The 11,918-nt window shown below is 61.7% G+C and carries 12 protein-coding genes; 6 read left to right on the forward strand and 6 right to left on the reverse strand.

Going from position 1 to position 11,918, the window contains the following annotated elements; translation table 11 throughout:
• Positions 1-9: 9 nt before the first annotated feature.
• The 3 genes from CKW39_RS01000 to CKW39_RS01010 are packed head-to-tail and all read right to left on the reverse strand — an operon-like array spanning position 10 to position 3,034.
• A complete protein-coding gene (locus CKW39_RS01000) occupies positions 10-393 on the reverse strand; it encodes a hypothetical protein (protein ID WP_095796331.1) in 384 nt (127 codons plus the stop codon).
• Positions 394-408: 15 nt separating this feature from the next.
• A complete protein-coding gene (locus tag CKW39_RS01005; RefSeq protein ID WP_095796332.1) occupies positions 409-1,050 on the reverse strand; it encodes an ABC transporter ATP-binding protein in 642 nt (213 codons plus the stop codon).
• Positions 1,051-1,063: 13 nt separating this feature from the next.
• On the reverse strand, positions 1,064-3,034 hold the full coding sequence (locus tag CKW39_RS01010; protein WP_095796333.1) for a hypothetical protein: 1,971 nt from the start codon (positions 3,032-3,034) through the stop codon (positions 1,064-1,066).
• Between the two features lie 130 nt (positions 3,035-3,164).
• On the opposite strand from CKW39_RS01010, the gene CKW39_RS01015 reads away from it, so the two are divergent.
• On the forward strand, positions 3,165-4,031 hold the full coding sequence (locus tag CKW39_RS01015; RefSeq protein WP_095796334.1) for a sensor histidine kinase: 867 nt from the start codon (positions 3,165-3,167) through the stop codon (positions 4,029-4,031).
• Positions 4,028-4,738, forward strand: coding sequence for a response regulator transcription factor (locus CKW39_RS01020; protein WP_095796335.1), 711 nt, complete (start codon positions 4,028-4,030; stop codon positions 4,736-4,738). The genes CKW39_RS01015 and CKW39_RS01020 overlap by 4 nt, the downstream gene beginning before the upstream one ends.
• Before the next feature lie 179 nt (positions 4,739-4,917).
• Here the strand turns inward: CKW39_RS01020 and CKW39_RS01025 are convergent, their stop codons facing one another.
• The 3 genes from CKW39_RS01025 to CKW39_RS01035 are packed head-to-tail and all read right to left on the reverse strand — an operon-like array spanning position 4,918 to position 6,062.
• A complete protein-coding gene (locus CKW39_RS01025) occupies positions 4,918-5,304 on the reverse strand; it encodes a hypothetical protein (RefSeq protein WP_095796336.1) in 387 nt (128 codons plus the stop codon).
• 37 nt (positions 5,305-5,341) lie between these two features.
• Positions 5,342-5,629, reverse strand: coding sequence for a transcriptional regulator (locus CKW39_RS01030; RefSeq protein ID WP_095796337.1), 288 nt, complete (start codon positions 5,627-5,629; stop codon positions 5,342-5,344).
• 1 nt (position 5,630) lies between these two features.
• Positions 5,631-6,062 (reverse strand): hypothetical protein, encoded by a 432-nt coding sequence (locus CKW39_RS01035; RefSeq protein ID WP_095796338.1) that lies wholly within the window; start codon positions 6,060-6,062, stop codon positions 5,631-5,633.
• A gap of 348 nt (positions 6,063-6,410) precedes the next feature.
• On the opposite strand from CKW39_RS01035, the gene CKW39_RS01040 reads away from it, so the two are divergent.
• From CKW39_RS01040 to CKW39_RS01055, 4 genes are all read left to right on the forward strand, one after another.
• A complete protein-coding gene (locus tag CKW39_RS01040) occupies positions 6,411-7,244 on the forward strand; it encodes a hypothetical protein (protein ID WP_095796339.1) in 834 nt (277 codons plus the stop codon).
• 669 nt (positions 7,245-7,913) lie between these two features.
• Positions 7,914-9,329, forward strand: a complete 1,416-nt coding sequence (locus tag CKW39_RS01045) for an AAA family ATPase (RefSeq protein ID WP_095796340.1) — start codon at positions 7,914-7,916, stop codon at positions 9,327-9,329.
• Between the two features lie 540 nt (positions 9,330-9,869).
• A complete protein-coding gene (locus CKW39_RS01050; protein WP_095796341.1) occupies positions 9,870-10,964 on the forward strand; it encodes a ParB N-terminal domain-containing protein in 1,095 nt (364 codons plus the stop codon).
• Between the two features lie 58 nt (positions 10,965-11,022).
• Positions 11,023-11,826 carry a restriction endonuclease gene (locus CKW39_RS01055; protein WP_158222893.1) on the forward strand — a complete coding sequence of 268 codons (804 nt, stop codon included), beginning with the start codon at positions 11,023-11,025 and terminating at the stop codon, positions 11,824-11,826.
• The last annotated feature ends 92 nt before the right edge of the window (positions 11,827-11,918 follow it).

Genomic DNA, 11,918 nt, shown 5'->3' on the forward strand with positions numbered 1-11,918 from the left:
GCGGTCTTGTCATGCTTCGTGGACGTACACCGGGACACCGAAGCCGTTGCCTTCGGTGAGTACCTCGTCGATGCGGTCGCGCTCGTCGTTGCTCGAGTAGGTGACGTCGATCAGAGCCTGGTCCGCGTTCTCGCATCCGGGCGAATCGACGGTCACGGTGACCCCTGGGCCCGCTTGGTGCAGTTCCTCCGCGAGCTCGGGGTTGCCGTCCAGGGCTCGATGTGCCTCCGCCGCGGTCGGGAGCTGCTCGCACGGAGGGTGCGTGACGCCGCCTGCCACGGGCAGGACTCCTCCCAGGACGAGGGCCCCAGCGGTCAGCACACCGGCGACCGAGGCGACAACGGCAACGATGAGGCCGGTGCGGGCCTTGCGGCGCATGAACTTCTCAGACATTCCTTCTTCTCCTCCTCAGTGGGTGGCAGCGACCGCTGCCGGGGCGTTCATTCGGTGCCGGTGGTCGCAGGCCGCGATCATCTCGTCGTCATGGGTGGAGACGATGACCGTCGCCCCACGGCGTGCGAAGTCGGCGAACAGATCCACGACCAGCTGGCGGTTGTCAGTGTCGAGCGATGCAGTCGGTTCGTCGACGAACAGGACGCTCGCGTCGCGATAGACGGCGCGAGCCAGGGCCAGACGCTGCTTCTCGCCGCCGGAGAGATGGCTCGCCAGCTCACCCTCCCGGTCCGAAAGGCCGACGTGCTCCAGAGCTGCTCGGAGCGTTCGGTCAGCGCCGTTGCGGGTCTTGCGCATCGCGACGTTGAATGCAACGGGCTCGTCGTCGATGATCCCGTAGTCCTGCAGGACGAATGCCGCATGGTCGCGCCAGAAGGCTCTGCGTGTGCAGGAGGAGGAGACGGCGACGCCGTCTGCGGTCACGTGCCCCGCTGTGGGAGGCAACAGAAGTCCGAGCGTGTGCAGAAGGGTCGTCTTGCCCGAACCCGAGGGGCCGATCAAGGCGGTCATCTCGCCCGGCACGCATCGGACGGATTCCCCGTGGATGATCTGGCGGCGGCCGATGGTGACGCCCACGTCGTGCGCTTCGATGATCATGGTTGTCCTTTCGTCAGAGCTTGCGGTGGGTGACGCGGGAGAAAACAGCCGCTGCGGCCGCGCCGTGGCTGCAGTACAGAGTTGCGAGTCCCAGGACGCCCGTCACGGCTGTCGCCACGAAGGCTGCGGGGTTGCTGAGGTGGAATGCCAGGACGATGCCGAGCAGCAGGCCGCCGACGGTCAAGTCGTTCAGCGCTCGCAACCGCGCGGAGCGCTCCCAGGTCGCACCGCTCAGGCGCATCGGGAAGTCGCGTCGGGCGTTGAGGAGGGCTGCGATCGTGGCGTTCACGCCTGTGGCGACGAGGAAGGCGACGGCCAGCGCAGCGACGGAGACGATGAGGACACGCGCGAGATACGCCGCGTACTGGGCCTGGAGGATGCCCTGTTCCGCGGCATACAGCGGATAGATGGTCCCTGGGATGCCCTGCCCTTCCAGCCCGCTGCCGTCGAGCCCGGCGTCTTCGAGTCGCTGCTGCGTGGGTCCGACCCCGGTGAATACGACGTTGCCCGAGGAGGCGAGGCTGATGATGTTGCTGTCGTTGAACACTGTGTCGATGCTGGGAGCGACGAGCAGAAGCACGTCCTCGCGGAAGGACAACTGACCTGAGGCCCCGGACGTGACCGGGTACGTGACCCCTGGCGTGGGAACTCGGAGCGCGAGGGCAGCGATCACATCGGCGGAGTCGGTGTCGGTTCCCTCGCGCCACAGATCGAACTGAGCACCGAACTCCCGCTCGAGCATGCGCACGGTTGCCGGAGAGTCGGCGTCCTCGAGGACAGCGGGATCAGCTGCACTGCCCACGAGTTCAAGCCAGTTCGGGGTCACGATGGAGATCGCGGAGTAAGGGCCGAGGTCGGCGTCCCAGTCTTCGGCAGTGATCGTGAAGGACATGGCTGCAGCTCCATCGTCCTCGGCCGAGGTGACCATGCGAGCGAAGTCCGGGGCGATCGGGTCGAAGTACTCTTCGCCCAGTGCGAAGGTCAACGCGGCCTGGTCCGAGAGCTCGTTCCACGTCGCCAGCTGCCGTGCGGTGAGCCCAGCGTCCTGGGAAGCCGTCCAGGCAGGGCCTGCGCAGACGATCAGTGCGAGCAATGTAGACGCTTGCACCACCCGGGCCGGTCCCTTCAGTGCTCCGACCGCCGGCCTTCGAGTCGCGAACAGGTCCGCGCTCGGCCAGGCGAGGCACGACACGACGAGGATGACCGCGGCGCAGATCAGCCCAGCGGCGCCCTCGAACACCAGCAGACCCCCGGCGAAGACGGGAACGTAGGCCCAGCCGCGCAGCGTCCCAACCAGAGCGCAGGACACGACCGCGACCAGCACTGCGCAGGCCGTGAGTAGCAGGAGGAAACCTCCCACGTCCTGCGCCTGGATGCGCCAAGGGCTGCCGCCTGCGAGGACTCTCAGCGCCCTGGACCGGGCCTGTGACGCGAGCCAGAACACGGACAACGCAGCCATGAGCAGAGTTGCGGCCAGCACAGGTGCGAAGAATCCGCTCTCCGAGGCAAGCTGGCGCACCGTATCGAGCACAGATGCGTCTGTGCGCACCACACCGACATTGCGCTGCTGGAGCTGGTCGACAGCTTCATCAAGGCGGGAAGAGTCCTGCACGTAGTACGTCCCGTCAGGGGACGAGTGGATCAGGCGGTCTGGCCCGAGCACGATGGAAGCGGGCTGCCCACCGAACCATTGGACGCTGTGACCCTGCTGCCCGTTCAAGGCGACGAAGACGTCCTTGCCCGTGTCGCCGAGATCAGGAGCTGCTTTGAACAGCCCCAGTCCGTAGTCATCTCCCAACGTGACGAGGACGTCAACGGTGTCCAAAGGGTCCACTGACGCGTGCGAGAAATCCAGGGTGAGTTCCGACTCGACCCCCGCGGACTGCGGCCAAGCCCGGTCATGGAAGTCCGTGAGCACCACCGCCATGAACCCCAAGAGGGCGAACAGTGCGACGAGCGACGACGCGACGATCTTCTTCTGCATCGCTCCAGTGAACGAGGTGAGTCACGTGCACGTCATCGGCCCCCGGCCTGGACTTCGACCTGGTCACGGACCAGGGGCCGTAGGACCGTGGTCCGATGCCCGACGCAGAGGAGTTCAATAGACTCAGGGCATGCCAACGCCACCCTCTCGAAAGGTCTCGAGGCGACTCATCGTGGGCATGGCAACCGCTGCGGTGCTGGTCGCGCTCGCAGTGGTGGTATTCGGGCTGGATCCGCTCATGACGATCGTTGCGTTCCTCGTCGTAGCGCTCGGAGGGACTCTCTGGCTCTTGGCCGAGATGCGGGCCGAGAGAAAGCGCCTGGCCCTCGAGGTGGACGACCTCGAGACCTCCGCCCTCCTGCTGGCTGAACGCCTCCGCGTCGCACGAGAAGTGCACGACCTCGTCTCCCACGGACTAGGCATGATCACCGTTCGCTCCTCGAGTACTCTCCATCTCGCGCAGCAGGACGGCGAGAGTACGCTCACTGAATGCGAGCAGGTCCTCGTGAAGGCGCTCAGCGACATCGAGGCGACCAGCCGCGAAGCGACCAGTGGACTGCGCCGAACCATCCAGGCGCTCCGGGCCCCCGAGGAGAGCGCCACCCTGCAGCCTACGGAGAACCTCACTGCGTTGCCGGAGATCATCGCGCAGGCACAATCCGCCGGCCTCACTGTCGGCATCAGACATGGAGACCTCGGCGACATCCCGATCAGTCTTCACGGCGCGATAGTGGCTCTCATCCGGGAAGGACTGGCCAATTCCGCACGCCACGCCGGCCCGACGAACGTCGCTATTGAACTCGACCACGATGAGACCGTGACCGTGAGCGTCCAAGACGCAGGGCCCACTCCGGCGTGGCGTGCGCAACCCGGTTCCGGCCACGGGCTCCTCGGGCTCCGTGAACGGGTCGAATCGCTGGGCGGTACGTTGCATGCCGGTCCGCACTGCACCGGGACGGGCTATGAACTGAGGGCCGTCTTCGAGGTGGACCGATGACGGGCGTGGACGAGCAGTCGAAAGTCATCACGGTTGTCCTCGTCGACGACCACAGCCTGCTGCGCGAGAGCCTCGCCGCTGTGATCGCTTCCGATCCTCGGCTCCGCGTCGTCGGGCAGGCATCCGACGGCGTGGAGGCGCTCGAGGTCGTCGGAACGACTCGGCCGGACGTGGTCCTCATGGATGTGCGGATGCCTCGCTTGGACGGACTGGACGCGACCCGGCGCATCTGTTCAGTTCCAGAACTCGGTCACACACGTGTCATCGTCCTGAGCATGTTCGCGCTCGACGAGTACGTCCACCAGGCACTGCGCAACGGGGCCAGTGGATTCCTCCTCAAAGACGCTCGGCCGACTGAGCTTATCGATGCGATCAAGCGCACCCACGATGCAGAGTCCCTGTTCGCACCGAGCATCCTCACTCGTCTCATCGAGAGCTACCTCGACACCGAACCGAGACAGACCAACCCTGGACAGCTGGGAACCTTCGGTCTCACCGAGCGCGAGACCGAAGTGCTCGGCCTCGTCGCACAAGGGCTGTCCAACGACGAGATCGCCGGCCGTCTCCACCTCGCGGTGAAGACCGTCAAGCACCACATGTCGCGCCTGCTGAGCAAGACCTCAGCCCGCGACCGCGCTCAACTCGTCATCGCCGCCTATGACGCCGGGCTCGTCGTCCCCAGAACCGACCCGGTCCGGCATCGATGACACTGTCCCCGTGGCCGCGCTCCGAAGGTCGTGTCGGTGCACTCGGCCGTTGCCCAGATGCCGGATGACCTCTCTGCAGTCCCAGGCAGACCTGTCGAACCCACAGGTTGGTATGTGCCGGAATGCGGTCGAATTTCGTTTTGCGCTTTAACCTCTGGCGCTGGGGTTGTTGAGGAGCGTCACTCGTTCTCGATCAGTGTGATCGTGTAGTTCTCTGGCGATGGTAGTTCGACATGGTCATCGCCGAAGGGCATGTAGTTGACGGAGTGCAGGCGTTCATCGACGACCCAGAGCTCGAGTAGTCCGAGCGTTGTTTCTCCATCGGATACTTCGGCGAAGCTGAAGGGGCCACCGTCATGCATGATGCCTTGAGCATTGGCAGCGGGTGTGACGGAGATGAGGAAGCAAGCGCAGTCGTCGTGCTCGTAGCCACCCCAGGTGGCTTCTGTGAGCTGGGACCGTGCGATTGAAGATGCGGTGCCTGTGCCGCTGCAGAGAATGGCCAGCAGTCTGTTTTCCAGGGGAGTGAAGCTCCCGCCGGCGACTCGAGTGTACTTCGGGGTCATGGTGCTCCGGTCTTCGAAGGTTGCGCGGCCAGTCCGTTTAGTTGCCGGCAATGCGGTTGAGGGTCGCCACGAGGTTCAGGAACGTGCGTCTGCCGTCTGGCGTCAGCTGAACCAGCGTTGTCCCGTACCGGTTCTTACGCTCCTTGGAGATCTCCACCAGGCCGCGATCCTCCAGGTCTCGGAGGATCTTGGAAAGGTCGGGCATCGACAAGCCCGTTGTATCTTGCAGAGCAGGGAAGTCCGCTTGTTCGACCTGACTCAGGTACGACAGCGTGACGAATCGCTTGGGTGCGACCAGGTGTGCATCGATTTCTGCATACGACATGTCAGCGGCGGATCAGAAGCACGACATAGAACACCAGCCATGCCGCAGGGGCCAAGCCCGCGAAGATGAACGCTTCAGGGAACGGAATCGTCTCGCCATGCACGAGGCCCCGCCAGACGGGGATCAGGAGCCAGACGGCGAATGCTGCGGAGATGATGGTCCCCTTTAGCCTGGGCTCGTTCGGCTGGCTCAGTCGCTTGGAGATCCAGACGTTTGACGTGACGATTGCGCCTAAGGTGAGTGGGATGGCCCACCAGGGAAATCCGCTCAGCGCGAGAAGCCCGGACGCGAATGACAGCGCGATCGTGGCAATCGCGCTCAGATGGTCACCGGCGCTGAAAACTCGCCGAGGTCTCGGCGGCATTGAGTCAAGCAGGCGCTGTGCTTCGATGGCAGTGACGTTCTGGTGCTCGCTCGGTTCGGCGTCCTTCATGGTGCCAAGATAGCAACTAGTTGCAGAAAACGAAAGTAGTCCTTTGGGCTGTCGGTCCCAGAGGTTGGTATGTGTGGCGACGTGGTGGAGTTTAGATTTTCGCTCTAACTTCTGACAAGACTGCTCCACGAACAGGAGCTGTGCCTAATGTGTGACCTGTTTCGTCCAGTAGCCCCGACTTGTTAGCGCTCGATTGGTGTTGCGGATAATGCGCGAAGCTGCTCAGGGCAGAAGACGTACCTTACTGGTGCTAATCCTGCTGCCGCGCGGTCATCTGGAGCGGCAAAGCCTCCCATGGTGTGAGTGGCGTGTCTGAAATCAGTCCTCTTCTAGTGAGACGATTGAGCCATGATTGGTCTTGGTTTGGACGACCCGGAGGTCGCCGAGATGCTCAACCGCGCCCTGCAAGTGATAGACGGTCCGGTCGAAGATTACTGGAATGAGTTCCTCGAAGCTCGAAATGACTCTGAGGCCTCCGAGCTCGCTTGGCTGCATGAAGCGATGCCGCACGGTCCCGTCGACATTACCGGTGTGGTTGCAGTGGGTTTGGAGACCGCATATTCCTGTCTGAACCAGATCAGCTACATAATCCAAAACCAAGTGCCAACGTCACCGGTTGTACTTCAGACCTTGTTGCGTGCAGCGTTGGTAGGTTCGGCTCGAACCCTCTTCGTACTGTTGCCCACCGATCCGGATGAGCGTGCCGAACGTGCGCATAAGGTCGTCGCACGCGATACCGAGAGCGGCAGGCAGGGCTTGGAACAGTTCGCCAATTTTGAAGGCATGCAGGCGTTTGCTGCGCCGCAGGATCTGGTGGAGACGCTTGGGAAGCATCGCAGGGAATTGTGGCCGAAAGGTAACCCTCCGGGGGATGGCCGAATCGTCGAGGGCATGAGTGCAGTCATGTTCGAAGCGCTGGAGCTCGCCGGAATGGGGGAAGAGCTAGGACACGACATCCTTAAAGACCACGTCACGTGGCTGTGGAACACCTACAGCGGTATAGCGCACGGGTATTTCTGGCCTCGCCTGCTGTTAACGATTTCTGGAGACAGACGAGTACCCGGTGATTTCCCGCTCGACCTGCATCAGGTGGCGACTGCGACGCATATGGCATTGCTCTCAGCGCTGAGTCGGATGGAGCCGGGAAGCGCGCTGACGACTGATCCCATACGCGGGGGGTAATCCTATGGAGTGTGCCGAACCACAAGCCACAGTGCGTACCCAGATTGCCGTGGTGAGTGGATTGGATGATTGGGAATTGGCACACGGCCGGGACCTTGCCCAGCAGAAACACGCTGGTCCAACAGCCTCCCATGTATAGCTGGACGTATTGCGATATTGGCCGCTCTGGCGGTCTCTGGTCAGCGGCGGAATAGGTCCTTGGGGGCACGATCGGGCACGGCAGGCTTAAGGTTATTCGGCTACGGAATGTGGTGAGTTTTCGTTTCGCCGTCTAGCATCTGGCTGGCGTTTCACGGAACTGCCCAGGTGCTGAGAACCACGGTGGCGGCAACCACCTGAGATACTTGAGCAATGGCTCCGATGCATGCCGGTGGTGTCGATCAGCCACATCGCGCGGCGCACCTGCTCAGGCGAGTGGAAGGCTTGTGGTTGCCGATCCGCTCACCGCCCCGATGCTTCGACTCCCGCCATGCTGCAGATCTATGCGTTGGTTGCTTTGGCAGGATGGGCAGTGCACGGTGACCTTGACGGTGTTTTCCGAGTTCGTCGCGATATCTTAGAGGATTGAGTGCATAGTCTACGAGGGCCATAGTGTGCCTGCTGTAGACAGGGAGAGATCGGGCACCGCTGTCCACCCTAGGACTTCTGCTCGCGTAGTGAGGCAACCATATGAGTGACTTGAACCGCAGTCCAACGTCGTATACGTGGCAGGTCCCGATCTCGGACGGAAACGTCCTGAATCTAGACGCCCGTCCGGGCGAAGCCATCACAGTCGTGGGGGCGAATGGTGCAGGCAAATCCGCGCTGGCGACCTGGATCGCAGAACGGACTGAGAAGAACCGGCTTCGCCGAGTACTCGCCCAGAGACGGGTTTGGATCCAGAGCTCGGGTCCGAGCATAAGCCCGGCGCAGCGAGAGTCGTCATTTTCGAGCATGGAGCATTGGGATCGGTCGGCTGACTCGCGGTTCTTGGACCATGCTGACGCTCAACGCGGCGATATCGCGATGTTCGACCTCCTCGGCAAGATCGGTTCTGAGAACCGTAGGGCAAGCGACTTGCTTTATGGCGAGAGTTTGCCGACGCGTTCCGATGTCGATGCGCTCGGCACGCGAGTCTCCGATGTCCTCAACTCGGTCTTGGAACGTTCCGGCATCCTCGTCTCCATCCAGCTCACAGAGAAGCAAACGTTCTCCGCGAAACATCGAGCCCTCGGTGTCGAGTACCCGATCGTTCAGATGTCCGACGGTGAACGCAGCGCCCTCCTGCTCGCGGCCGAAGTGCTCGTGGCGGCTCCCGGTTCGGTCATCATGCTCGATGAGCCCGAGCGGCACTTGCATAGGTCCATCTCTGCACGGCTCATCGAGGCGCTGATCGACGCTCGCTCCGATTGCGCGTTCATAATCTTCACGCACGATCTTGACCTCGCTGGAGAGATGGGAGCGCGCCCAGGGAAGGTCTACGTCTCCCTCGGCGTCACGTGGAGCGGTAACAGTCCCGTGAGTTGGGACCTGCAGGAGATGACGTCGCGGGACGAGATACCCGAGTCGGCTCGGCGCGCGATCCTCGGCGGGCGTAAGCGGATCCTTTTTGTCGAAGGGATGGAGGGCAGTTTGGACGCATCGTTATATGGGACGCTCTTCCCTGAGTGGACCATTGCCCCCAGCGGTGGTTGCGAGGCTGTCATTCGCAATGCCGCGGGCTTGAATAGTAGTGACGCGCATCATTGGGTGCACGCGGCTGGAATCGTAGATGGTGACGGCCGATCGCAAGAGGAGCGCGACGCTCTCGCCGCGAAGGGTGTCTACGTTTTGTCAGTGAGCGAGATCGAGAGTCTCTATTATCTGCAAGATGTCCTGGCCGAAGTCGCGCATAACCAAGCGAAGGTCTCGGGTGAAGATCCCGGTGAGCTCCTCCGCAGAGCTACTGATGCTGGGATTCAGGCGCTTGGGGCGAACGGGATTCTGGAGAGTCTCGCTGCGAAATTGGCAAGAGATCAAGTCATGAGGACCGTGCTGGCCGGAGTCCCGAAGGACCTCAGCGGACCGCAGGTGGAAGTCACAGTCGGATCGCCATACGGTGGCTGAACTGAGAGATCTTCACCGGAAGGCCGATTTTGACGGCCTGGTCGCGGCTGCCCCCGTCCGCGACTCTGCTTTTAGATCCCGAGTTTCCAATGCGCTTGGCTTTTCCAATGTCGACCGATACCAAAAGGCTGCAATTGTCGCTATCGCAAATAGTTCCACGCTGCGCACTGATCTGGCGAAACGCGTGGCGGATCTTCGCTGATCGCCGAGCGGCCCCAATGTGCATACGTTCTAACCAATGATCGGGTAAGGGTTCTTCCTTCTCGTCATCATCCTCGTAGGTGTCTATGCTGCGCCGGGTGTGGTGAAATCGCGTGCTGCCGCGGCGAACCAGAGGGGCAAAGGCTGGCGTGTGGCTTGAGATTCGGACGGCGCTCGTCAAAGGTTATTCGGCTACGGAACGTGGTGGAATTTCGGTTTGCGCTCTAACCTCTGGAGCGTGCTTGCGCGATCTTAGCGGCCGCGCGTCCCTGTGGCGCAACATTTTGAACCGCCGGCGAAGGAAGAAAGTTCGGAAGGCATTGCCGGTAGGCTCTGCTCATGGTGTCCTACTCTGCTACTACGCTCGCGCTCGACGACATTGTGCTGGATCCAAACAACTTTCGGTTCAAGAAGCCTAGTTCGACCGCCGAGGTGGCTGAGAAGCGCTTTGCTGAAGACAAGGTGCAGGCGCTGGCACTTGCCCGGATCCAGGACGACGGCGTGGGGGAGCTCAAGCTGTCGATTTCGGAGAACGGATTCGTTCCGGTCGAAAGGATAGTCGTCCGAGCTATCGATGTGCCCGACGCTGAGACTCAAACGTATGTCGCAGTCGAAGGCAACCGGCGAACTGCAGCGCTAAAGCTCTTGCAGCGCGATAACGCGGGCGGCGTTGACCTGCCCGCGACCGTGGTCGAAGTCTTTGATAAGGTTCCCGTGCTCATCGCGGAAGATGCCTCGCCTGACGATCTTTTGGCGATCATGGGCATTAGGCATGTAGGGGGGCCGAAGGAGTGGGGCGGTTACCAGGCTGCTCGTCTGGTCTATCAGCTTCTGCATGACAACGATCTGTCGGCCAGGGAAGTCGCGTCGCGCCTTGGACTCTCGGTCCAAGAAGTTAACCGGCGTCACCGAGCATTTTCCGCGCTCGCGCAGATGACAGAGGACGAAGCCTTCGGGGATGCGGTCACTCCCGAGATGTACCCGGTGTTCCATGAAGTCGTGGGGCAACCCTCGATGCGTGACTGGCTGGGTTGGGATACCAAGACGTACACATTCGCGGACTCTAGTAGTCGAGAGCTCCTATACGGTTGGCTCGCTGGAACTGACGGTGCCGATCCCAAGATCACAAGCTTCGGGGACATTCGTCTGTTGCGTCAGGTCATGGAGAACGAGGACGCGTTCCTCGCGCTAACAGACGACGATCAGACCCTCGAGCAGGCTGTGGCAATCGCGAACGCGGACGCTCGGGCCACGAAGTGGTTGCCAAACGTCAAGGTGGCCCTGAAGTCACTCAGCGAAATGAGCGCAGAGACCATCGAAAACCTTGGGGCTGAGGAACTCCGGGTTCTAGAAAAGCTTCGGGCTCGGGCACGTGGCATCATTCGAAGCAATGAGGTGGCCGCAGAGAGCGACGACGCCGATGAGGATGATTGAGCCAGGCTCACTAGCGGACGGACTTATAAAGGCCACCGATCGACGGTCTCCTCCTGCGTTGCTGCATGACCGCATCGCAGAGGTCGCGCTAGCGGCTGCTTGGGTCGACAACATCAACGATGCGCAGGAGATTGTTGAACCACATCTGGATGCTGTCCGCGCCCGTCTCCTCCAAATTCGGGATGCGGCAGAGGTTGGGGGCCATACGTGGCATATCGAGCTATACGGGTCCGAGTACGAGTGGGTTCGGGGTGCATCGTTTCACGACAAGTCACTCGATCCCAGCGAACAGGACGTGCGTGCGCGGCGTGCAGATATCGACGCCGTACTTACCGAACTTCGAAAGCTGAGGCCAGTTGAGTTCGAGCGGGCTTGCACGCAAGTGCTCGCTCTCCTTGGCTGCCGGGACCCGCGTACATCTCCGCTTCGGGACGATGGTGGGATTGACTTCTATGGACAGCTCGCGCTGCAGGGCCGACTCAATACTCGCCTGCCACTCGGCGGTATCGACACCCGGACTAACGTCTGGCTAATTGGTCAGGCGAAGCACTATCCGACAAGACCGATACAGACGGCAGTGGTTAGAGAGCTAGTGGGCTCTGTCGAATTGGCGCGCACCAAGGGTGCAATTCATGAATGGGCAGGCTTAGAGCTGCGCCCCTTCGACGCAACGGTGCTGCTCGTATTCACGACTGGATGGTTCTCGTCCGGATCAGAGTCACTTCTCGCTCAATCAGGCGTGCTGTCCATGAACGGTGCGCAATTGGCGACCTTCTTATGCGATGCTGGCGTAGGGTTCAGAGGAGATCCGCCAGTGTACGACAGCGTAACGTTTCAGGCTGACCTCCTCGCCCGCGATTGATCTCCTGGACTTCGTGGTGGCACGTTGACCGCAAAGGTTACTCGGCTACGGAACGTGGTGGAGTTCCGGTTTAACGTATAGCGTTAATGACG

Source organism: Kocuria sp. WRN011 (genome assembly GCF_002295155.1).
GTDB classification, from domain to species: Bacteria; Actinomycetota; Actinomycetes; order Actinomycetales; family Micrococcaceae; genus Kocuria; species Kocuria carniphila.

Bases quoted from the DNA above. Each gene is read 5' to 3' on its own strand.
- CKW39_RS01030 (WP_095796337.1), bottom strand. From the start codon at position 5,629: ATGTCGTATGCAGAAATCGATGCACACCTGGTCGCACCCAAGCGATTC.
- CKW39_RS01010 (WP_095796333.1), bottom strand. From the start codon at position 3,034: ATGCAGAAGAAGATCGTCGCGTCGTCGCTCGTCGCACTGTTCGCCCTC.
- CKW39_RS01050 (WP_095796341.1), top strand. From the start codon at position 9,870: ATGGTGTCCTACTCTGCTACTACGCTCGCGCTCGACGACATTGTGCTG.
- CKW39_RS01025 (WP_095796336.1), bottom strand. From the start codon at position 5,304: ATGACCCCGAAGTACACTCGAGTCGCCGGCGGGAGCTTCACTCCCCTG.
- CKW39_RS01015 (WP_095796334.1), top strand. From the start codon at position 3,165: ATGCCAACGCCACCCTCTCGAAAGGTCTCGAGGCGACTCATCGTGGGC.
- CKW39_RS01000 (WP_095796331.1), bottom strand. From the start codon at position 393: ATGTCTGAGAAGTTCATGCGCCGCAAGGCCCGCACCGGCCTCATCGTT.
- CKW39_RS01035 (WP_095796338.1), bottom strand. From the start codon at position 6,062: ATGAAGGACGCCGAACCGAGCGAGCACCAGAACGTCACTGCCATCGAA.
- CKW39_RS01045 (WP_095796340.1), top strand. From the start codon at position 7,914: ATGAGTGACTTGAACCGCAGTCCAACGTCGTATACGTGGCAGGTCCCG.
- CKW39_RS01040 (WP_095796339.1), top strand. From the start codon at position 6,411: ATGATTGGTCTTGGTTTGGACGACCCGGAGGTCGCCGAGATGCTCAAC.
- CKW39_RS01005 (WP_095796332.1), bottom strand. From the start codon at position 1,050: ATGATCATCGAAGCGCACGACGTGGGCGTCACCATCGGCCGCCGCCAG.
- CKW39_RS01020 (WP_095796335.1), top strand. From the start codon at position 4,028: ATGACGGGCGTGGACGAGCAGTCGAAAGTCATCACGGTTGTCCTCGTC.